This is a genomic window from Paraburkholderia caledonica (assembly GCF_000383275.1).
In the GTDB taxonomy this organism is placed as follows: Bacteria; Pseudomonadota; Gammaproteobacteria; order Burkholderiales; family Burkholderiaceae; genus Paraburkholderia; species Paraburkholderia caledonica.
In genome coordinates this window covers 1-21,561 of the sequence record NZ_KB911034.1, presented here as the reverse complement: position 1 = coordinate 21,561, position 21,561 = coordinate 1, and the positions used below count along the sequence as shown (strand labels likewise).

Below are 21,561 nucleotides of genomic sequence, written 5' to 3'. Positions count from 1 at the left end.
AGTGCACTTTATTAGCTTGCCCAGTAGAGATAAATGGTGTACAAATCAATTCATCTATTACATATTGGAATAAATAATGGGCAGTGGCGAGTCGATCCAGCTCGGCAGCATCGAGCAATTCTGTAAGGCTGCGGAGTTGGGAAGTTTCACAAGCGCGGCCGAGGTTCTTGGCGTAACCCCGGCGGCGATCAGTCGAGCGATCAGTCGGCTCGAAAAGCGTCTTGGGGTCCGCCTGTTTTCGCGGACAACGCGCAGCGTCAAGGTCACCAATGAAGGAGAGCTTTATTGGAAGGAGTGTCAGATAGCGCTCGAGCAAATCGCAGAGGCCGAGCGTGCAATCACCGGCGCGCAGACAGTGCCGAGTGGGCTGCTGCGCATCAGCGTCAGTGCCGCTTACGGGACATATCGCTTAATGCCTTTGATGCCCAAGTTCACTGAAGCCTATCCACAGATCGACGTTGAGATAAGTATCTCGGACAAGATCATTGATTTTGTTGAAGAGGGGTTTGATCTTGCTATCCGATTAGGTATCCAGCGTGATTCGCGACTGGTGGCATATAAGCTGGAGGATGCGTCTTTAGGAGTCTTTAGTACACCAGACTACTTACGAAGAAAAGGCACGCCGCTTTCGCTCAACGATCTTGAGAAGCATGACTGCATCCAATATGTGTCTCCTAATACCGGGCGGCCGATGCAGTGGTTGTTTACCGATGGGAAAGGGGCTGAGATTGAACAACCGATAAGGAGCAGGATGCGCGTACTCAATGATGCGCTTGGGTGCGTCGCCTGGGTCAATGCGAGCGGCGGCCTTTACCAGACATACCGCTTCGCGACGGCCGAAGCTTTGAAGCGTGGCGATCTGGTGGAAGTCCTTCAGGAATACGGCGGACGCTCCCGCCCATTTTCTATCCTCTATCCACAGAATCGCCATCTATCAGCGAAGGTGCGCGCGTTTGTCGACTTTCTACGGTCAGCCGTAAGCGCGTAGCCAGCGCAGGAAGCGGCACACCTTTACGCCCTCATCGTCGCCGGAGCGCCCCGGGTCCGTCGATCCGATCGATCTGTCGGTGGCAATCAGGAAGGAACGTGACGAGGTTTGGCCTATCCATCGGGATCCTCCGACCACTCGGCGCACGATATGATAGAGATGCCATCCTGCCCTGCCTCAAGGATGCACGCCGGGTAGAAGGCGCGTATCCAGCGCAAACCGCTCGTCGTTCCGGAGCTTGAAAGTTCCAGTTGCCGTCGCAGTGTCGATCAGAAGATTTCACGAATGCCCGCTGACAGCACTGGGGATTGAAACAAGAGGATGCTCGGACAACAGTCCGTCACCAAACGCCTGCTGATTGGGACTGATCGTGCCGGAGTCGTAGAGCGAAGTAAAGTCGTCCGCACAGAGCCCCATGCCAACGGCTGACGGACGCCTCAGGTACGGGATTTCATGCGAGAGGCATGCATCGACCCTCAGCCGCCCTTCCGCCTCATCTAGCCAGAACGGCCGATTCCGAGGGTACAACCGCCACTCGCGGCAGAGTTTGTGCCGACCGAACACCCGCCATCTCGGTGTAGGCTCATCAAGGGCTTCCCTGTCAGCGGGATGCTTCGCGAACCCGCTGGAATCGTCCACTGGCTCCGATCGACAGCGCCGCCAAAGCGGCTCAATTCTGAATGTTTTCCTCGCAATCGTTCCAGTACCGCAGCGGGTCGCGATGTTGTGGATAGCGTAAGTTGAGCCACGCTGACAGCCTGGTCCAATCTGGATGATTGGTACCCGTCTGAGCGGACCAGATCGATGACCGCTCAAGTATCTGACCGTTCCCGCGATCACGGACAAGCAGGCTGCCTAGTCCGCTTGAACTGTTTGCTTGTGACTCAATAAGATACCGCGGCAGAATTTTGAGTTCAGCATCCGCAGCCCAGCCGTATAAGGCGCGGACCACGCCTGACGGATCTCTCAGCTCTATGGGGCCGCTTCCCGGGCGAACGGCTGTCCATCCTTCGGGAAACTCGGTGACAACCTCGTTTTTACCTTCCCTCACCCACTTCACGCGCCATGCCCGGACCATCGCCTCGCGCATGCGAGACACCGACTCGTAGCCAACAGGCAACTCGATCGCCATCGGAAGCGTAATGAGGTTGTCTTTCCAGAATTTGGTTTCGTCGTCGACGCGCTCGACCACGTCGAATGCTCCTGCTTCGAATGGGTTCTCGGGCCGGCCCGATGCTTTCACGTTGCCGCGGGGCAATCCCTCGAAAAGGCGCTCAGCATCATGGCGGGTAAGTTTTGTCTTTCCTTTGTTCATGGGTCTTCCTACAGCAAGGTTGTTGTCTCGCTAACGCCCGGGCCACATGATTCGGCCACTGCCGGCCGCGCGTTTCCGCCGACTTCGTCAGGGTTTCGCATCCTCCGGCTTGGGGCTCCAGGCTGCAGCCAAGCGGCTTTGTACAGCGACGAGTTGGTCATCGGTGGTCGCCACCAGCCACAAACGTGAGTGCTCGGCGATCTGGCGGTTGTGGTCCTTCAACGGTCCCATTGTGGCAGCGGACTTCCAGGCCACTGGGCCAATTCGGCTGCTCCGGCCCGACGGCGCACCCACCAGCAGGCAGTAAGGTCCAAGAGGAAGCGAGACGAACGGAAGGGCCGGACTAGCGCGCACGCGCCAGTCGATGAACGGCGCCTCGTTGATGAGCAACGGAGTGGGCAAGCCGTAAAGCACACTGAAATCGTACATCGACAGTTGCTCGCGCGCGCCCGCGTAAATACGCCGGATATCGTCGACAACCGCGGCGCGGATTTCATCATCGAACATGGGCTCCTGCGTATAGCGTGCAGAGGCTTCCTGAGCGTCAATCTGATATGAGCTGAACAGGCCAAGTTCCACGCAGTCCTGCACTGCGCGCTGGACCTCCGCCATAGAGCCGGCTTCCTCCGGCTTGCCCAACTGCGCTGCCCGCAAAAACCGGGCAAGACCCGCCTCCTGGATCGGCGGCCCCTCCACAGACGCATCGTCGTCAGCATCCTTGTCGAGCGGCACGAAAATGTATTCTTCGGCCGCGAAGCGCGACTTCCTGCCTTCGTCAAACTTGATTTCGCCATCGATGCAGTCCAGATAGCGAGTGCCGATTCGACCATGCTCCCAAACCCAATTCTTCAGGAGCGGACGTAGCGGATGCAGCCTGTCGTGATTAGCCATGGGTGTCTCCAACTGCCCAAGTATAGATCCAGGTGGCCGCTTGCTCGGCGGGAAAAGCGGGATCGGCGCGAGTTCGCGGAAGCCATACTTGACGGACGATTAAGCGACCTCCGAGCCATCGCGCCGACCATGCCGATTTATGGTCATCTAGCCCAGTCCCATCCGAACGGAGCGGGATCACGGCTGACGTTGTCATCGCCATCGCCGGTGTCGCGCATCGCCACGTTAACCGTAAAGGTGCTCTGTGCAACTATGTTGTCGGATGCATTGCCGACATAAACCGTATAAGTCCCCGCGGCGATTTTCCAGCTCTGCGCTGCATTGTCCCAATAGCTAAGCGCGTGAAAACCGTTAATCGGATAGATGTACATCGAAAGCGCCCTCTTCTCGCCCGGTTTGAGCAGCACTTTCTGGAATGCAATCAGCCGCTTCGTGGGCTCGCCGAGGTTCGGCGGCAAGCCCAGGTAGACCTGCGCGACCTCCGCGCCTTCCCGCAGCCCAGTATTCTCCACGGTCAGCGCGACCAGAATCGGGCCGTTGCCGGTATAGCCACGCGGCGAAACCTGGACGTCGGAAATCTTGAAAGAGGTATACGACAAGCCGTGACCAAACGCGAACAACGGTTTGACCTGTCGCGTGTCATACCACCTGTACCCGACCAGTAGACCCTCCGAATATTGCACAACGGGATCCGACCCGGACGTTCCGGGGTACCGGTCCGGCATGCTGGTAGGAGTATCCGTAGCCAGTCGTGGATACGTCACCGGCAGCTTGCCGGAAGGATTGGCCAGTCCAAACAGCAATCGCGCGACGACGTTGCCGTCTTCCTGTCCTGAGTACCATGTCTCCAGAATTGCCGGAACCTGATCGACCCACGGCATCAGAACCGGGTCGCCGTCCTTTAGAACGACGATCGTTCGCTCATTGCGGTTCGCGACAGCCGCGATCAGCTTGTCCTGCCCTTTCGGCAACGACAGATCGGGACGGTCGCTCCCCTCTCCAGTCACGACGCCCGCCATGACGATCGCGACGTCGGCCGTCGCCGCAGCCGCGGCGACCGCAGCGTCCATGCTGCCGTCGTTCGGCGCGGCGAGCGTCTTCACGGTCGCACTGGAGCCTAGCTGCCGAAGTACGTTCGTGATCCCTTGCTGTGGGCCGACGGTGTAGGTAGGCACTACTCGCGAGCTACCGCTTCCGCCAGCGATAGCATCATCCACATAGGTATTGTGGCCAACAATCGTGATCGATTTGACCGCGCCCGACAGCGGCAGCAGATTGCCGCTGTTCTTCAATAGCACCGCGGACTGTTCTCCAATCACACGGGCCTCGGTTCCGTCATTCTGGATCGTCGTGGAATCGAGCGGCGTACGGGCTACCGGACGATCGAAAATACCGGCTTTGAACATCTGCGTGTAACGACGGGTCAGCGCCTGGTTGACCGTCGCCATGGTCAACTGGCCTGTCGCCAAGGCCGCGTTGAGGTTTGGCGGCGTGAACCAGATACCCGACTGCATCTCGAGGTCCAGACCGGCATTCAGCGCCGGTGCAGTCGAATGCGTTGCGCCGAAGTCAGACTGGACGTAGCCCATGAAACCCAGTTCACCGCGCAAGATTGCATTTAGCGCTCGCGGCGTTTCACACGCGTACGTCGAGCCGATCCGGTTATAAGAACACATCACCGAAGCGACATTGCCCCTTCTGACGGACACGCCGAATGGCAACAAATAGATTTCGTGAAGCGTACGGTCATCGACGACCACACTCACGGTGTTCCGATTCGCCTCCTGTTCGTTGAGTATGAAATGCTTGGCCATCGCAATGACGCCGGTCGCCTGCGCACCGCGGATCTCGTTTTCGGCTATGACACCGGCGAGTACGGGGTCTTCACTGAGGTACTCGAAGTTTCGGCCACCTTGTCCAACGCGGACCGCGTTCATGCCGGGCGCTTCGACCACGTGCAGGCCCAGCATGCGTGCTTCACGGCCCAACACGTCGCCGTACGCTCGGGCAAGGGTGGGATCGAAGCTCGCGGCCAGCGCCATCGACATCGGCAATGCGGTCGCCCGGTCCTGCGGCACGCAGTCGCCCGCCCCAATGCCAACCGGGCCATTCGTAATCCGGAACGTCGGGATACTCAGTGCCGGTATCCCCGGGATGTGACGGATACTGTTTCCACACGCCGGCACCTCGGCTATCGTGCCGCTTTGACCATGCAACTGGGCGGCTTTCTGATCCAATGCCATCGCACCAACCAGCAATGCCGCTCGCTGCTCGGGAGCAAGAGCCGTATTCATCCACGGCGGCCCACTTGCCGCTTGCGGCGCACCCGCTGACAGCGAAACCAACGCGGCAACGGAAACGGCGCTTTCACATGCGATGCGGATCGCGCGATGCGGGATCCCGCGTAGATGAGGTGATGCTTTGAGATTCGACATATCGGTTCCTCGATCGAGTGATCAAGGAAAAGGGGACCTGATATGCAATGGGCCTCTTGGTTGTTGGTTTGCGGCATTGCGAATCCAGTCGCCGTTTTTCTCGAGTCACGGTTCATCGGAGTGACACCAGGCGAGCCCTCTTGAACCGGCTGCTGAAGCGGAATCACACAAGGTAGTTACTTCAACGGACGCAGCCGCATCGATCGTCGTCTTATGACTGATTTTAGTGCTGCGGCTGGACGCAGCTTCAATCTCGTAAACCCTGCTGAGGCCAACCGTCGCGTCACAGTAAATCGCCGCGACGTCGTTCGTTGCGCCTGTTTCCAGCAACTAAGACCTCGCCCAAAAGGTACGCGCGACCGACGGGGTGATCGAGATTACCGAGGGCTGCTATCGTCGTGGCCACGCCATGGGAGTCATGCTTGACGATCGCGGGCAGCGGCATGGCACGTTTACCTGATGAGAGGGCCATCCTGCGGTTTTGCCAGCTGCTCGAAACGCACGGCCTGGCGACGCAGGTGGTCGCACCAGTCAACTAGGTCCTGATTGCGAAGGGCCTGATGCTGAAAGTCGGTTCGGTGGTCGACGCCACGTTGATTTCAGTCCAGGTTCAACGACGAACAACGCCGGGACGCCGTGAGCCGGACATGCCTTCGACGCAGAAAGGCAGTAACTGGTACTTCGGAACGCGAGCGCTCGATGCGGCTCAAATATCCGCACTTGGCGAGTCAGCTGCGATCAGCGTGCGCTAAGACATTGCACGTTCATGGTAGTTCTGTGCCGAACGCGGCAGTCGCTCGTCGACCCACTTCGGCCGAGCGACTCACCGCGACGATAACGGCGGCTTCCAGCGTTCAACGGCCGCTCGCGGATTGGCCGAGTACCGGACACGCGAGTACGGCCGCCGCGAAACCAAAGTCCTTGCGAGCCAGCCCTGCTGCATCCGCAAACGGAGCGGTCTCCTCGCGGCAACAATCGGCGCGAGAGCGAACATTGGCGTAACCATGGTTTCTGAACCTTTTTCCCTTGCATGCCGCTTTCAATGGCAGCGTGAACCGACGAGTGACTAGCTGTGTGCTGGCTGCTGAGACAGAACAGTTTCTCTTCGATTTTGAGCCGCAACCATCGATCGGTACCGTGGTCGATCTGCACGATGCGGACTACACGCTCCAGGAAATACTCCATCTAGCGACTGTTTCAGAAAAGCGGAGAAACGCATGGCGAATTGCGCCTCGCATTAGTCTTTACGTACAGTCGGCGGCGCCCTATAACAAACCAACCTGCACAAAGTTCAGTGCGAACGCATGTGACTGGGGCGCCTTCAAGGAGAGAACCGATGCTGCCGATCGTATCCCTGGCCGACGCAGCGGGCGAGCTTGCTGCCAACTTCCGGGGGCAGATTCTAAAACCCACGGACGCCGCCTACGAAGATGCGAGAAGGGTCCACAACGACCTGGTCGACAAGCGCCCCGCCTTGATCGCCAGATGTCACGGCGTAGCCGACGTTGTCGAGGCTCTCGACGTCGCCCGTAGGCTTGGTCTTGAGGTTGCCGTTCGCGGCGGCGGGCACAACCTGGCGGGACGGGCCACGATTGATGATGGGGTGGTAATCGATCTTTCCCCGATGAAGGGCATACACGTCGATCCAGAAAGCAGAACCGTCTGGGCGCAAGGCGGTGTCACTTGGGGCGAGCTTAATCGCGAGACGCAGTTGCATGGCCTGGCCGTCACCGGTGGCGTGGTCTCGAGCACGGCCATTGCCGGGCCGACGCTCGGGGGCGGGGTGGGCTGGCTGCTGGGCAAATACGGCCTCGCACTCGACAATCTGCGTGCGGTAAATCTCGTCACAGCGGACGGCAAGGTGTTGCGAGCGAGCAAGAACCGGGAGCCTGAACTGTTCTGGGCGCTTCGAGGTGGCGGCGGAAACTTCGGCGTCGCCACGAGCCTTGAGTATGAACTTCACCCGGTTGGACCGTTCATTATGGGCGGCCCAACCCACCCGATCGAAAGCGCTCGCGCCGTGGTCGAATTCTTTCGCGACATTGCGCCATCGTTAGCTGACGAGCAGACGTTGTACGCAACACTGACGCATGCGCCCGAGGGCTCCGGCAAGGAAGTGGCGGCGCTGGTCACTAGCCAGTGTGGGCCGCTGGAAGGTGCCGAAAAAGCCATGCAGCCGCTGAAACAGTTTGCGCATCCCATCGGGGACGCCGTTGGGCCGATACCTTATTGCAAGCTCAATCAGATGCTCGACGACAATTTCCCGAAGGGCGCTCTGAACTATTGGAAGTCCAGCTTCCTCACCGAGCTAAACGACGCTGCGATTGATGCCATGATCAGATGCTTCGCACGGCGCCCGTCGACGAAAGCTCAACTGCTGCTCGAAAATTTCCACGGCGCAGTCACGCGCATTGAAGTGAGCGATACAGCTTCCCGCACCGTCGTGAGGGCTATAACTTCCTCGTGCTCGCTCAATGGATGCGACCGGAGGAGTCTGATGCATGTGTCGCGTGGGCTCGCGAAATGTACGAAGAGATGCAGCCTTTTTTCGCCGCGGGTCGCTATGTCAACTATCTGGACGACGATGACACCGGCGAGCCGATTGCAGCATACGGTCCCAACTACCGACGGCTTCAGCAGATCAAGGCCAGGTACGATCCGACAAACTTTTTCCACATGAATCAGAACATCCGGCCGCCGACCTGATGGGGGCGTGACGGGCAAACGGAGGAAAGCATGGCTGACCTTCATCTCAACACGAATGCGATTTCGCGAAAGGTCGCAGATTTGCCCGGCCCACCCGGCTTGCCCTTGCTTGGAAACCTGTTTCAGATGGCGCCCGCAAAACTCCACTTGACCTTGGAGCGTTGGGCCCGGCAGTACGGTTCCCCCTTCAGGGTCCAACTCGGCACCATTCCGATAACAGTGTGGACGCAACCAGACCTGTTTCAGACTGTCATGCGTGAGCGCCCGAACCTGTATCGACGTTTTTCGCCGATAGAATCCGCAATGACAGAACTCGGCGGAAACGGACTCTTCTCTGCCGAAGGCGCCGCGTGGGAGCCGCAGCGCCGGCTGATCATGCGTGCGCTGTCCTTTTCCAATATCAGGGCTTTCTATCCGTCGCTATCGTCGATTACCGAGCGTTTCCTCGTTCGCCTTCAGAGCGCTGCAAAGGAGAATAGAACGCTGGAGATGACGGACGAACTTAAGCGCTATACCGTGGACGTGACAAGTACGCTCGCCTTCGGCGAGGATCCGCACACGCTCGAACAGGAGCGCGGGGTGATACAGGAACAGCTTGCACTGATACTGCCGGCGCTCATGAGACGTGTCACAGCGTTATTTCCTTACTGGCACTATGTCTCGCTACCGGAAGACCGGCGACTCGCGCGTGCAATGGTGGAAGTGCATCGTTACATTAAAAAAATGATTGAACGAGCACATGACCGCATGCAACAGTCCGCTGATCCGTCACCGCACAATCTGCTCGAAGCGATGCTTGTGGCGCGCAACGAGCCCGATTCAACGGTGACCGACGAACTGATCTCGGCCAACGTCCTGACGCTGCTGGTCGCGGGCGAAGATACGACGGCAAATGCGATTGCGTGGGCGCTAATGTACATTGCCGCGGATTCACCTTTGCAATATCAGCTCTTCGAACAATCATCGGCAGCACTCGGTGAATCCCGGGTCTGTCCGGACTACGATGCATTAAAGCACCTCGATCTTTGCGAGGCGGTGTGCAGCGAGGCCCTACGGCTGCGGCCTGTTGCCGCCATACAGACATTCGAGCCGCTAGCCGATGTGTGCCTGGGTGGCGTTGCCATACCGGCGGGAACGCGCATGCTCTTGCTGACGCGCCCTGGCATGCTGGATCCGAAGCATTTCGCGCATCCGGAGGTATTCAACCCTGACCGCTGGAAGCACCCCAGGGACCCGTCTGACGGTGCGCATGAACAGAAGGCGTACCTGACATTCGGCGCAGGCCCACGAGTATGTCCCGGCCGTTATCTGGCAGGCGTCGAAATGAGACTCGTGATATCAATGTTGATGAAGCATTTCAGAATAGAACTGGCAATCGACCCGGAGGAAATCGAAGAGATTTCTGCCTTTACGATGGTGCCGAACAGAATGCCAGTGAAGCTTCATCCCGTCACCTGAGTTGCCGACGGCTGAGGGAGATCGTCATTCCACGCCTCACGCCACATACTCCAAACCGTTGGACCTGGGGCAGTTCAGACTCACGAAACTCGATGAGGGAAAATCTGGCATCGAAACCTGCGATTCATCTAGTTGCCGGACTGAGGTCAGCAAAGCCCGTCACGGCCGTCGGCGAATGGTCGCGCCAGCGGCTGCTGAGGCCGAATCGTGCGCGTACCTCGTCCCTCAGGTTCCGGATCAATACAGCCATTCCGATGGCAAGTTTCACCGCTCCCCGAACGTCTGGATGTGGCCGGTCACTGCCTCACGCAACCGGCATAGGAGACTCGACTCTCGCCCGCTCAGGATCGGCGGCACGCGACCCACGTCGGCCATTCGACTGTGTAAGACGCGTATGGCCCTCTCCAAGGGGCAAAGAGACTTTCGATTGACGCAGTTGTCGGGCGCGCAGTCGGTGGTGAGATGTGCAAGTAGCGGCGATGAACTCAACGTGGTTATCGCCTGAAGCCAGGGGGCGCTCAAGGTCCGACGTTTGAACGGCCGCTACCAGTCGAAGCTCGTGCAAGTGGGGGCGCGGGCCACGCTCACCGCAGTTCGATCGGCTTGCCATGCGGTGTTCGCCGGGCAGCCTCATCCCATGCGTTCCGGCATTTCAACAACGCGTCCGTTGTCACCCACCCTTTCGCCGTCGCGATCCGCTCGAGTGCGGTCAGCCAGTACGCGTAATACGTATCGCCGCGGTCCGGATCACCCAACGCTTGTGCGTCCCTGATCACACTGCTCAGATAGGCCGTCCATTCGGTCCACGTGACCAAGCCGCGCTCATGCAACGCAAGCGTCATCGCGAAAGCCGCCGCCTGCCAAGGTGCGTCGAAGACAGGTTCGGCATCTTCGCGAGTCGTTTCCGGCAAGCTGGAGCGATATTCCGACGAAGGTTTTTCGGCCGAGGTCATGTCAGGCTGCCGGCGCGTTCGCCATCTCGAGATACGGTTCCCAGCAGTCAACGCATACCGACGACGCGGTCGTATCCGCGCCCCACAGCTCGCTGGCTTCGAAGCGCACCGTACACAGCCATTGAGGCTGTTCGCCTTGGCCTGTTGAATGGGTGTCGGGAAAGACATGCGCTCCATGCAGTGCGATGACCTGGCCGCGTTTGCCGCGGCAATATCGTGGCAGCCGCGTGTGCGTGAGCGGATGCAACTGACGGGTCTGCACGCTGTCCCCAAGCGCGAAGCGCGCCTCGCCGGGTGCCGGACGATCAACCGGATTGCCTCGCAAAAGCGCGGCTGACACCTGGTCCGCCATCAACACGCGCGCAACAGGTACCGCCGCGGACATCGATGCGCCTGTATCGATTTCTTCGGCATTGACGAGGCCGGTCGCCAGAAGCAGTTTCCTGAGGCCCTCAAACCAGATCTCGTAGTAGCTGCTCGCGAGGTATTGCGCCGGCGCCAAGCTTTCGCGCGCGGCGCGGGACATGTCGAGGTTCCATTTGCCTGTCGCCCCCATGGCGAGCGTCAGCGCGTGGACCCGACGTTCCCAGTTGGCGTGAAATGGCGGCTCATCGGCCTCGGGCTGGACCGGACCGAAGGCCTGCATGCCTCCAAGGTCTTGTGCGCCATTCATATGTGCTCCTGATTCGGATAGCCGAGGCCGTTCGGCAACCCGGTGCCAATCATCGAATCGCGCGTGACGAGTGCAGCGAGCGCATCCTCGCCCATGCCTTCGGTGCCTGGCGGACGCATTGGCAACACCAGATATCGGACCTCGGCAGTGGAATCCCACACGCGAATTTCCACGTCGGCGGGCAGTTCGAAGCCAAATTCCTTCAGTACGCCGCGCGGGTCGATGACCGCGCGCGATCGGTACGGAGCCGCTTTGTACCAGACAGGCGGGAGCCCGAGCACGGGCCACGGATAGCACGAACAAAGCGTACACACCACCATGTTGTGCACAGCCGGCGTGTTCTCCAGAGCCACCAAGTGTTCGCCCTGCCGTCCCGTGTAGCCAAGGGACGCAATGGCAGCAGTGGCGTCATCCAGGAGCCATTGCTTGTACGCAGGATCGCTCCAGGCCCTTGCTACGACGCGCGCACCGTTGTGCGGCCCGACCTTGTGCTCGTACGTCTCGATGAGGATGTCGAGCGCTGCGGGATCGACATACCCCTTTTCCACCAGAAGAGATTCGAGCGCGCGTACGCGCAAGTCCATCTCCGACAGGGCGCTGCCCTCGTGATCGTCGGCACCGGCTGGCCCGCCTCCATGATGATCGTCGTGGCTCATCGGCGTTCGTCCCGGGGAAGGTGAATCGAACACAGTATGGCTGGCCAATCGCGCAAATGCAAACGCCGGATGCGGGGTGCGGAGCTCAGGGACGAATGGCAGCCTCCAGGAGCGAAGCCGACGCCTGAATGTCGGGGTAAGGCTACAGGCGAACGGCGCTTCCTGGCCGACTGCGGTAGTTCGAAGATGTTTGCGCGAATCACTTCAATCGGCCTTGTAACAGCAGTGTTGACGAACTGCCAGCAAATATGTCGGGCCCCGCTTCTAGGCACTCTGCCGGGTGTGTCACGTAGGACCGAACTATTCGCCCCTAGTCTCGCGTCGGGTTCCGTTCAGCCTCGCTCGATCTGCCTGTCGGGAAGCACATGCATACGGCAGTTTCATCGGTCGCCCAGGCGCTTTCGCCTTGTCCGAAGCTGATACGACTTCGCCCAGTGTCGCGACGGCGCCCGGAGCGTGTGACTTTAGCCACGCTGTGACAACGTCATCATGCATCCAGCCTCTGACGAAGCTCGCGGCCAGGGCGAGGTAGTAAAGGTCATCGTGATAGTCCTGCCTCAGGGACTGCACCGTCTCCTGCACGTGGGTAAGACGCTTTTCCATCCCGGAAAGCAGTCTTGTGCGATGGCGGTCAGCCTGCCGGCCGCGCGGATCGTCGACGCGTTGTGATGCAGGCGTGGCCGCAAGTAATGCACGCGCAAGATCGCCCGAACAATTGTCCTGCCCAACCATCACCTGAGCTGCAGTCAGCTGACGTTCGCTGACCATCCGCCTGAGCGCAGCAACGGTACGCTCAGGTAGTCGGTATCCGACCAGCACGGCGAGCGCCTCCGGACAGATGCCTACTGGGGCCGCGCGCCCGTCCGCGGACTCCGCGGCCCGGGCGACGAATCTGGCACGTCGGCCGGTTGTCATGAGTCCCTTCCGCTCAGCCGGTTCCAAAGCAGCCGCGGCATGGTCACATGCCCCTGATGGTTGAGCAACGCTACAAACGCCGGATCGGACAACAGATCGAACAGTACGCTTTCAAGAATGGCCATGTCTGCCCGGACGGATTCCATCCGTCGAAGAAGCGTCTGTTGCCGTGCGCGTTGGAGGCCCAAGACTTTTCGCGCCTTCGCCTGCGGCGTTGATCTCTTGCTCCCGGCGCACCGGTCGTCGTGCAATGAGTCCCGGGGCTCTTCCGCAGGAACAGCCAGATCAGGATCAACTGGAGTCGCGCGTATCATGGCATCGACCTCGCCCCCAAATTGATAACCGCTGGTAGCCCGTCGAGCGAAACAGTGTCCGTCAGCGCGAGCAGCGTTTTCAGATCGGGATGCCAGTACGCTTTGAAATGCGACTGGCCGTGACGGAACACAACGGTATATTCGCCTGCACGGAGACTGCCCCGCGGCAGGATGTGGAAATCAAGCAGTTCCGCACCATCGCGTTCCATGCGTCCATACACCAGGAAGTCGATCGCGAAGCAGTCCGGCCAGCGCGCGATCCAGTACGGCAGATGCCCCTGGATCATCCATGGACGGCGCACCACCAGTTGCATGCGCAACGCGCCATCAACGCACAACGTGGCGGTATGCTTTTCATACCTGACGTCGTGTCCCAGTTCACGCAGCATTGCAGTGACGCTGTGCGCGACGTGCTGTTCCATACGGCGCTCGACACACCGGTTTTCGGAGCGCGCGGGGTCGAGGTTCGGCGCATAGCCGATGACCTTGTACGCTTCGTTGAGACTGCCAAACTCGTGCGCCACCTGTTCCGCCGACGGGGCGCTCCGATAGTGCTTCAGCAACTTCTGGTTGATCCTGCCTGTACGGCTTATCACCTTGCGCATGCCATCAATGATTTCGTCGCGCGTCGGTCGCCGCCTGCCTTCCGCAAGCTTCCTCTGGACCGCCGCAAACAGTCGCCTGTCCACCACAGGGGCGAATGCACCGGTCACTCTTAGCCACTCATTCCCTGGCAGTTGCTGCCACGGACCGTCGAGCTTGGAACTCGTGCGGCTGTAGACGTTGGTGCCGATGTATTTCTCGTTGCGCAGAATCTGCATGACATTCTGCCCCTGCCAGGGACGCCCTTCCCCGTTGACGATCCCGAATTCGTTCAGGCGCCGTGCAATCCCGGTCGCCGTCACCGGTTGTGTCGCGTACCACTCAAACATCTTGCGTACGATCGCTGCTTCGCCCGTAGTATCCGGGACGACGATGACGCGGTCGGTCTGCACGCTCTTGTATTCGTGACGGGCAAGCGGTTGTCGAGCCTCTGCACGGTCGTTGACAAGCACACGCCGCAGACCGTATCCGACAGGTCCTGCGGTGTGGTATCCGCGCTGGACGTTGAGACAGTGGCCAAGAAATACCTTGCGCGACATTTCCCGGCTGAATTCGCCGGCCATTGCCCGCTTCATCGCTTTTAGTACCGATGCGAGTGGACTGCCGTCGTTCTCGAAGGGCTCAGCGACATAAATCACGTTCACGCCAGCGCGGCGGCACGTGTATTCATAGAACGCGCTCTCATCGACATCCTGAAAACGGCCCCAGCGGCTGACGTCATACACCAGAACGCTGGAAAACTTCCGGGCGGGGTTTTCGACATCTAGCAGCAGCTGGATAAGCGCTGGGCGCTCGCGCAACGTGAGACCGCTGATGCCCGCGTCTTCGTAATCGCGTACGATCCTTATGTTGTGTGTGGCGGCATACCGGGCAATCGCTTCGCGCTGAAAGAGCGGAGAATATTCCTGGCGATCCGTGGACATGCGAATGTACTGTGCAGCCCGGGGCGGCGCAGTCGGGTGAGCAGAACGCGTCTTGGGGGAAGGCATTGAAGCTCGACAGACGGGTAAACTTCAGTGCTAGTGGTTTTCGCTGTGAAGTCAAGGTCAATGACGGCGTCTGCCGGGAAAAGAGGCTGGCACTATTGCCCTGCGCCCACCCCAGTCCCGAGTCCGCGGCATTCACTGCAACGACATACCCGGCATCACCTTCCGCCAGTAATTCGCAGCTTTGCGAACGCGCGACCCCGCGACGCCATGCTCACCTATGCGATGGAACCAATGATCGAATTTGAAGGACTGGACGACGAAGGGCGCGCCGAACTGCTCTGCTATCTTGCAATAGCCCAGCTCGTTGCGAGGGCGCGCAGCGGTGCCTGGCTTCGCACTGACCACCTCGTTGAGTCGATCCGCATCTGGCTTATGGCAAACGGCGCGAAGGCGAACTGGCCAGAGCGGCTTCGGCTTGGTTCGTTCTCAGAAAGGCTCGCACTCGGCCTGAGGGAATTGCCGGGTATCGCCGACGAGGAATCCCTCGCCAGACTGTTCACAGACGGCTGGAGACTGGACTATCGATCGCCTATTGTGCGTGAGATCCACGCAACCTGTGTGGCCGAATTGAAAGGGAAGACATGACCTGCCAGCCGCACTTCCCTCTGCCTTCTGGCTACCGATATTGACGAAGATGTCGCACTCGTTGGATCGAACGGCCGACAGAGGCAAAGCACCTGAATGGACTTGAAGGAAACGCATCTGCAGGACTGGCGTCGGTGAGGCTTGAGCGAGTCGACCTGCCACTCCCGCTTGAGCTTTCAGGAAGTGCATCCCAAGGTTTGATACGGCTTTGCGCGGATAATCACCGGAGTGAGATCGTTGATGTCACCAGGACCAATGAAATGCTCCTAACTTGAGAAGTCTCGTTGACCTACAAGGGGATCAGAGACTGAAACCACGACAGTAACGGATCGAGCGCGAAGAGAGGAACGATTCGAAAATGTCGGCGATTGACAGACGCCTGTCGATTGGCTTTCCCCACTCGACCCGGAGCAGACTCTCGGGTTTGCCGAAATCAGACGTTCGGCATGTCAAGGTTCCGCAAGATTTGCCCACTCTCCCAAACACTTGAGGCGTTCCGTACCCGTGGCTAAACCCGACATCTTTGCTGCGGCGACGGCTTTTGTGGACTGGGCACGTCCATGGACTTTTTTCGGCGCGGTGATGGCTAATCCGGCACTTACGGACTCTGATCGCGCCGACACAAAAAACATCTGGCTGGAGGTGTGCCAGTCCAGTCACTGGCAACATAACAACCTTGGTCAAGGCTCTGCAACCGCGGACCACGCGCTCACGGTTGCTTTCCCCTGGTTGCCTCATCAGGTCCGTGGGCAGTTCGTGCGCGCCGCAGCTTATCAGTGGAAGTGATGTTCACTCGTCGAAACTGTCAGCGAATCAGCACGGGACGGTTAGTGTCCCCCCATGGCCGACATTCGCCCGATACATTGATCCGATGCTGACTTTCGTCGCCCGTTACCATTGACAGAAAGCTAACCGTTTCACCTGGTGATGTCGTGGAAGGGTTAGCTTTCGCGTTCTTGCAGCAGTAGCGCCTGGCGGATAGCTGCAGAGATCGCTATAACGTCGCTACGCACCGGGGAAGCATTCCAGATCACCAGCCAGCCAATCCGACAAACAACTCCTGACCATAACGACAGGAATGCGATGTATCGCAGCGGATCAAGCAGGTCCGGTCTCGGAGTAATCGCTCGGCGAATACCTCCAAGCACTCCGCCGCACAGCATGACGCCGAGGAAGAGCAAGGATATTGCCGCAAAAATGCGGCTGACTGCGGAGGACTTGAACGTTCCAACGAGTGACGAACCCCCGGCGCTTATTAGCAAACGCCCCTGAAACCGCGTGCCATTTCCACGCCTAACGTCACGCGCGACCCGCAACACGATATTGTCCGCACTGACTGCCTCGACCATGCAGAGCCGTCCCGCGCGCCAACTGCTGAGTTCCTGCAGCTGGGCAAGTGCGTTCGCTCTAGTCAAGGAACTTTCAAAACGCGCTGGCTTCCCCTTGAATACCATTGAAATGAGTACCCTTGACTTACGCACGCACGGCTCCGCGGTTTTGGGCGACCGCGCACACTAACAGTTATGCATGGATTGTTGACGATTTACGCATCGGCGTCGAGCGGCCGGAATTGGCCGCACTGCGTTCCATGACCAGGCTCGCCGCTCGTCCCCGACCCGCGTACTGGAGCGACTGCGCATAGTCGACCCGTTACGGCTGATCATCCTTCCGGAAAGCGGGCGGCCCCTCCCCTATTCTTCCCTTCGTTATCTCAGTCATTCTCTTTGTAGCTGTCTTTCGCTTTCTTGTAGCTGTTGTCAAAGGGCTTTATCTTCAGCAACGCGGCACGGCTTGTTATACCGCCGACAAGAGGAATTCCAAAGCCGAGAAGCAAGACGGTTTTCGCTGCTACTGGACACAGTTTGCATTCAAGTGCTATCGCCCCCAATCCAGTGCCAACGAGGATAAGTAGCAATCGCAGCCACGACGGGAAATTCCCATCCTCTATTAATCTAACTTTCACTGTCCTCTCTACGTGCTGTGCCACGAATATGTGCGTGGCAATTGTTGACGATTCTGGCCCGGATGTCGAAGGTCTGGTGATGGCCGCGTGCCGCGCGATGCGGTCGGCCCTAGCCGACCCATTAGGGACACTCGGGGTTGTCAAAAACGGTCACTCGTTGATGCACCAAGGCCGGCAAATGATCTCGTTAGATGGTCGCTGGATCTTTCTTTCCCGAGCTTCGAACTTTCTCGAGCCCACTGACTATCGATAATTTGGAAGCGGTCCGAGCAAGCCCCACACTTGCGCCACGCCCGTCATTTCCAGCGCCATAGCGACGGAGGAAAGCACGGTGAGCGACGTTTGCGTCCAGAGGCCAAGGTCTATCTGCCTTGTGGCTCGCACACTCCTATAAACGGAGGCCAGCCGCGCATTTCAGCGCGTCCTCCCACAGCCGGCCTGTTAGATGTCCTGCATCTTCCTCGCGCGCCAGTGCTGCGGCTTCACCTGCCCAGAGTATCGAGAAATCGCTGCGTCCGCTTTTTTCGAACGCAGCGCGAAGCGGATCCACTGCACCGGTTGCCAGCGGAAACGCAGGTGCGACCGCGCTCATTGGTCCTTGCTCGCACATGAAACGGGTGATCAGCCCGCGTGCCGGACGGCCCGTATAAAGGTTGGTCAACCGGGTCATGTCGTCACGCGCGGCACGCAAGGCTGCGCGGTGCATGCTGGATCTGCCGGCCTGCGGCGTCATCAGGTAGGCCGTTCCGATCTGCACGGCACTCGCGCCAAGTGCAATGGCCGCTGCTATTCCCCGGCCGTCGGCAATCGCGCCCGCTGCGACAACAGGCACGTTCACCGCATCCACAATCTGCGGTAAAAGCGCAAACAAGCTAGGCTGCGCATTGATGTCTGCGGTGAGGAACATGCCGCGATGACCTCCGGCCTCCACACCTTGAGCGATGATAGCGTCGACGCCGCGCCTATCAAGCCATTGGGCCTCTTCGACCGTCGTCGCGGAAGACATAATCATCGCCCCAGTGTTCTTTGCCCGCACGAGCAGACTCTCATCGGGCAACCCGAAATGGAAGCTGATGACAGCCGGCCTGGTCTCTTCGATTACATTGCACATGGCATCGTCAAAGGGCGCCCTGCCCGGCCCCCTTCCGGCGGCAGACACATCAATGCCAGTTTCCCTGTAGTAGGAAGCGAGTGCTTCGAGCCATTTTTCTTGCGCCTCCTCATCGGGGGTTGGCGCGGTATGACAAAAGAAATTTAGATTGAACGGGGCTGATGTCCCCGCTCGAATTAAGCCTATCTGTTCGCGTAGCTGCGTAGGAGTCAGCGCTGCACAAGCCAGCGAACCCAAGCCGCCAGCCTCGCTAACTGCAATTGTAAGAGGGCTCAAAGAGCCGACCATTGGAGCTTGAATAAGAGGAAGGCGGGAAGGAAGTGTCATTTTCTCGATCTGCAATTGGCCCATATTTCGGGGGCATTTGAGGTCAGATACCTGCACCGTCGGGACAATCCTGTTGTAGAGGATGAGGCAAGTGGATCATACCTGCATTGTTTGCGAGCTGACCTCGGCGATCTGATAGGACGGGTCGAATGACGGCTGCTGGCCGCCCTGCCTCATGCCGATCGCATCGACGGCTTGGCCTCCCGTGGTCTGGACCGAAGACACGTGACCCGACGCGGTCGGCCGTCGCTTCGGCACGAACGTCGGTTTGTGGCCCCACCAGCCGACAGATGAACAGCTTCGCCCGCAGTTTCATCATCGTTTCGATAGTCATTGAAACGTCTTCACGGTCGCCGACTGGCAAGCGAAGTTGTATCGCAGTCGGGATGTGCTGGACTCAAGGTGTCGCGCGCTTTCCTGGAGCAACGCTTTGGTGCGTTTCAGGCTCTGTTCGCCGCCTTTGTGAAACACTGCCGACCATCCGGGGGCATGCCGGTATGGCAGTCAACTTACCTCCGATTGAGCGCAAACCGAACGATGCAGGTGACTATTTTTGCGCGCCGCCGTTGGCGCCACGTCGCTGACGTTACCGCCGGACTGGTATGTGTCAGCCATTCGGCGACGCGGTTTGACCGCTCAGGCCGGGATAGCACCGAGGTCGGGCGTGTCCGGGCACGAGCTATTTGAAGCGCAGCAAGCGCTGGTCTCCGCTGCCATCGATCCAGCGCGCCGGTGAGCAAAACGCCTAAGCGTCACCGCTGTCACTCAATGTCGTCCGTTTCCCTGAGGGGACCTGGCGCCAGCGTTTGCTTGTTTATCAATTTGTTATCCGCGTACCTGCCGGGGTCCAGATGAGTTCTACCTTCGGCCACACGCTGCTGGGCGTCCGCTTGGTCCGACACCGACCACTTCATCGAACTGTTGCCCGTTTCGCTCTGGATCCTGTTCCTTATGTGTTGAGGCGAGAACCGATCGGCTGGGAATGGTGCTTGATGCGATAGATTCGCCGGCGGTCGGAAATGACCGGAATTATTGTTCCATGCATTGACCTTTCCATTTTGAAGAACAACTTCGCCCGCATAGGTCGGACGCCCATCCAGTGAACTTGCCAGATGTGGATGTCGCACCCCTTGTCCTTCCTTCCCGACGAATACGTTGTTGTTTTCGTCCGAGGCAAAATTGAATTTTCCTGTCGCGCCATTCTGCGATCCTGGTTTCTTCCAGATCCCGCCGGCCCCGTTATCCTGGACTAACGGCGTTGGCCTGTGCTTCGTATCCAACTCATCTCCCTTCACGTTGCCTAGCGTCACGGGTCGGCTGGGATCGTTTGGCGTGTGCAGTTGCGAACCCGCCGTCGCCTGTTGTCGCTGCGGCAAAACAGACTGCCTGAACTTGTCGTTGCATGCATTGAGGCGGCCTTGGTCGAGGCGACCAACGGGCGCTCGTGATTCCGCAGCCGGCAGCGGGCTCCTGCTTCGCAAGCCTTCTAGAGCGGCCGGAGCGCTGTTTCTGCGTGCAGGAGTCGCCGCGGACGTCGCTTTGTTCTCCTTTGGTGCTACCTCGTGGGGAGCGCTTATCGAGGAACCTCTGTTCGTGCGTAACAGCATTTCTAATTTTCCTTCGTGGCTTGGCAGTGAATCGAAGGTACCTTGTCCGGTCTGATCGTCGGTGACGAGTTGCGAAGCGCAGCCGAACAGAACGAAAGCCGGCGCGATGTCAATTGCATGCGTTTGTGACCGCGCGACAGTTGTCGTTAAACCGGCATTGGCAAGCAGGTCGCTCGCAGCCTCTGCTGATGTCGACGCACGGATCTGTAGCGGACGTCCGACCATCGACAGCCAATGTCTGCTAGTGGCCGATTCTGTTGAAAAAGTCGTGTTGTGGTTGGGGGCGCAGAAGTTGGCGACACGTTTCCGAGTTGTGGCGCTTAGCGAAGTGGCGAACTTGAATCAGGCAGCGATCCCCCGTTGCTGGTCATGTAGCGGCCTGATTCATCTGCTTGCTTGCTGGCATGAGCCACTTGGCCATTCTTCGCAGATTTTGCGCGGTTGCTGCCATCAGGAACTCATCATGAGCACCGCTTGGACCGCGCAGTCGCAGGCGATCCAGCTTCAGGATGCGCTTGAGGTGAGCGAAGAGCATTTCCACTTTCTTTCGCTGCCGGCGAGACTGCTTGTATTCTGCGGTTGTCGCGATGCGCCTTGCTTCATCGCGGGCGGCTTCATGGATGCTGCGCGTGATTTTGCGAAACGACATATTCGGACAGCATTGATTCTTCATCGAACAATGGCTGCAGTTCTTTTCACTCGATCGATACACGATGGTGTTGGCTTTCGTGATGTGCGTGCGTGGATTTTTCAGTGGACGCCAGTCGCTGCGTAGCGCGTTCCCTGCAGGGCATCGATACTCGTTGGCCTGTTCATTCCAGATGAATTCGCTACGGGAGAACGTATTGTCCTTGCGCGTTGTTTTATCCCAGACCGAGACGTGCGGCTCGATGTGTTTCTCTTCAACCATCCAGCCAAGCAGCGCTGCTGTGCCGTAGGCGGTGTCACCTACCAGCTTGCGGGGCGTCAGGTCCCATTGACGTTCTACACGGTCAATCATTGTTCTGGTTGATTCGACTTCCTGTGACCGATTCGCCGGCGTCGCCTCAACGTCCATAATGATCCCTGCCTG

Annotated in this window: 16 protein-coding genes and 2 pseudogenes; 7 read left to right on the top strand and 11 right to left on the bottom strand. The window is 59.0% G+C overall.

Annotated elements, in window-relative coordinates; all coding sequences use genetic code 11:
• Positions 1–76 precede the first annotated feature (76 nt).
• Positions 77–988: a LysR family transcriptional regulator gene (locus H281_RS0100100; protein ID WP_020065046.1), complete on the top strand. Its 912-nt coding sequence runs from the start codon at positions 77–79 to the stop codon at positions 986–988.
• A gap of 670 nt (positions 989–1,658) precedes the next feature.
• On the opposite strand, the gene H281_RS0100095 is transcribed toward H281_RS0100100, so the two are convergent.
• The 3 genes from H281_RS0100095 to H281_RS34140 all read right to left on the bottom strand — a co-directional run bounded on the left by H281_RS0100095 (position 1,659) and on the right by H281_RS34140 (position 5,629).
• The gene (locus H281_RS0100095; RefSeq protein ID WP_020065045.1) at positions 1,659–2,303 is read right to left on the bottom strand and encodes a hypothetical protein; all 645 of its coding nucleotides are present in this window, start codon (positions 2,301–2,303) and stop codon (positions 1,659–1,661) included.
• Between the two features lie 87 nt (positions 2,304–2,390).
• On the bottom strand, positions 2,391–3,194 hold the full coding sequence (locus tag H281_RS0100090; RefSeq protein ID WP_020065044.1) for a hypothetical protein: 804 nt from the start codon (positions 3,192–3,194) through the stop codon (positions 2,391–2,393).
• Between the two features lie 143 nt (positions 3,195–3,337).
• Entirely contained in the window at positions 3,338–5,629 is a 2,292-nt protein-coding gene (locus H281_RS34140) for a beta-glucosidase (protein ID WP_020065043.1), read from the bottom strand.
• Between the two features lie 440 nt (positions 5,630–6,069).
• Here H281_RS34140 and H281_RS37170 point away from each other — a divergent pair.
• From H281_RS37170 to H281_RS0100070, 4 genes and pseudogenes are all read left to right on the top strand, one after another.
• Positions 6,070–6,321, top strand: a pseudogene (locus tag H281_RS37170) (IS5/IS1182 family transposase); the annotation flags it as partial.
• Positions 6,322–6,965: 644 nt separating this feature from the next.
• A pseudogene (locus tag H281_RS37595) lies at positions 6,966–7,490 on the top strand (FAD-binding oxidoreductase); the annotation flags it as partial.
• A gap of 617 nt (positions 7,491–8,107) precedes the next feature.
• Positions 8,108–8,335, top strand: coding sequence for a BBE domain-containing protein (locus tag H281_RS37590; RefSeq protein WP_408735230.1), 228 nt, complete (start codon positions 8,108–8,110; stop codon positions 8,333–8,335).
• A gap of 30 nt (positions 8,336–8,365) precedes the next feature.
• Positions 8,366–9,793 carry a cytochrome P450 gene (locus tag H281_RS0100070; protein ID WP_033379384.1) on the top strand — a complete coding sequence of 476 codons (1,428 nt, stop codon included), beginning with the start codon at positions 8,366–8,368 and terminating at the stop codon, positions 9,791–9,793.
• 584 nt (positions 9,794–10,377) lie between these two features.
• Here H281_RS0100070 and H281_RS0100060 read toward each other — a convergent pair.
• The 5 genes from H281_RS0100060 to H281_RS34120 all read right to left on the bottom strand — a co-directional run bounded on the left by H281_RS0100060 (position 10,378) and on the right by H281_RS34120 (position 14,896).
• On the bottom strand, positions 10,378–10,746 hold the full coding sequence (locus H281_RS0100060; protein WP_020065039.1) for a nitrile hydratase accessory protein: 369 nt from the start codon (positions 10,744–10,746) through the stop codon (positions 10,378–10,380).
• A gap of 1 nt (position 10,747) precedes the next feature.
• Complete coding sequence (gene nthB / locus H281_RS0100055) at positions 10,748–11,419, bottom strand: nitrile hydratase subunit beta (RefSeq protein ID WP_020065038.1); 672 nt, start codon at positions 11,417–11,419, stop codon at positions 10,748–10,750.
• The gene (gene nthA / locus H281_RS34125; protein WP_020065037.1) at positions 11,416–12,075 is read right to left on the bottom strand and encodes a nitrile hydratase subunit alpha; all 660 of its coding nucleotides are present in this window, start codon (positions 12,073–12,075) and stop codon (positions 11,416–11,418) included. Before nthA ends, nthB begins: the two co-directional genes overlap by 4 nt.
• Before the next feature lie 300 nt (positions 12,076–12,375).
• Positions 12,376–12,990, bottom strand: a complete 615-nt coding sequence (locus H281_RS37585) for a plasmid partitioning protein RepB C-terminal domain-containing protein (protein ID WP_020065036.1) — start codon at positions 12,988–12,990, stop codon at positions 12,376–12,378.
• Between the two features lie 310 nt (positions 12,991–13,300).
• A complete protein-coding gene (locus H281_RS34120; RefSeq protein ID WP_051120877.1) occupies positions 13,301–14,896 on the bottom strand; it encodes a recombinase family protein in 1,596 nt (531 codons plus the stop codon).
• A gap of 207 nt (positions 14,897–15,103) precedes the next feature.
• Here H281_RS34120 and H281_RS35555 point away from each other — a divergent pair, with 207 nt between their 5' ends.
• Positions 15,104–15,481 carry a hypothetical protein gene (locus tag H281_RS35555; RefSeq protein ID WP_020065033.1) on the top strand — a complete coding sequence of 126 codons (378 nt, stop codon included), beginning with the start codon at positions 15,104–15,106 and terminating at the stop codon, positions 15,479–15,481.
• Positions 15,482–15,985: 504 nt separating this feature from the next.
• Positions 15,986–16,267: a hypothetical protein gene (locus H281_RS36680; protein ID WP_164701804.1), complete on the top strand. Its 282-nt coding sequence runs from the start codon at positions 15,986–15,988 to the stop codon at positions 16,265–16,267.
• 1,565 nt (positions 16,268–17,832) lie between these two features.
• Here the strand turns inward: H281_RS36680 and H281_RS0100020 are convergent.
• The 3 genes from H281_RS0100020 to H281_RS34110 form a co-directional block, all read right to left on the bottom strand.
• On the bottom strand, positions 17,833–18,906 hold the full coding sequence (locus H281_RS0100020; RefSeq protein WP_408735232.1) for an NAD(P)H-dependent flavin oxidoreductase: 1,074 nt from the start codon (positions 18,904–18,906) through the stop codon (positions 17,833–17,835).
• Positions 18,907–19,643: 737 nt separating this feature from the next.
• On the bottom strand, positions 19,644–20,714 hold the full coding sequence (locus H281_RS36675) for a hypothetical protein (protein ID WP_164701802.1): 1,071 nt from the start codon (positions 20,712–20,714) through the stop codon (positions 19,644–19,646).
• 142 nt (positions 20,715–20,856) lie between these two features.
• Positions 20,857–21,561: transposase (locus H281_RS34110; protein ID WP_020065029.1), on the bottom strand; the 705-nt coding region annotated here is incomplete at its 5' end.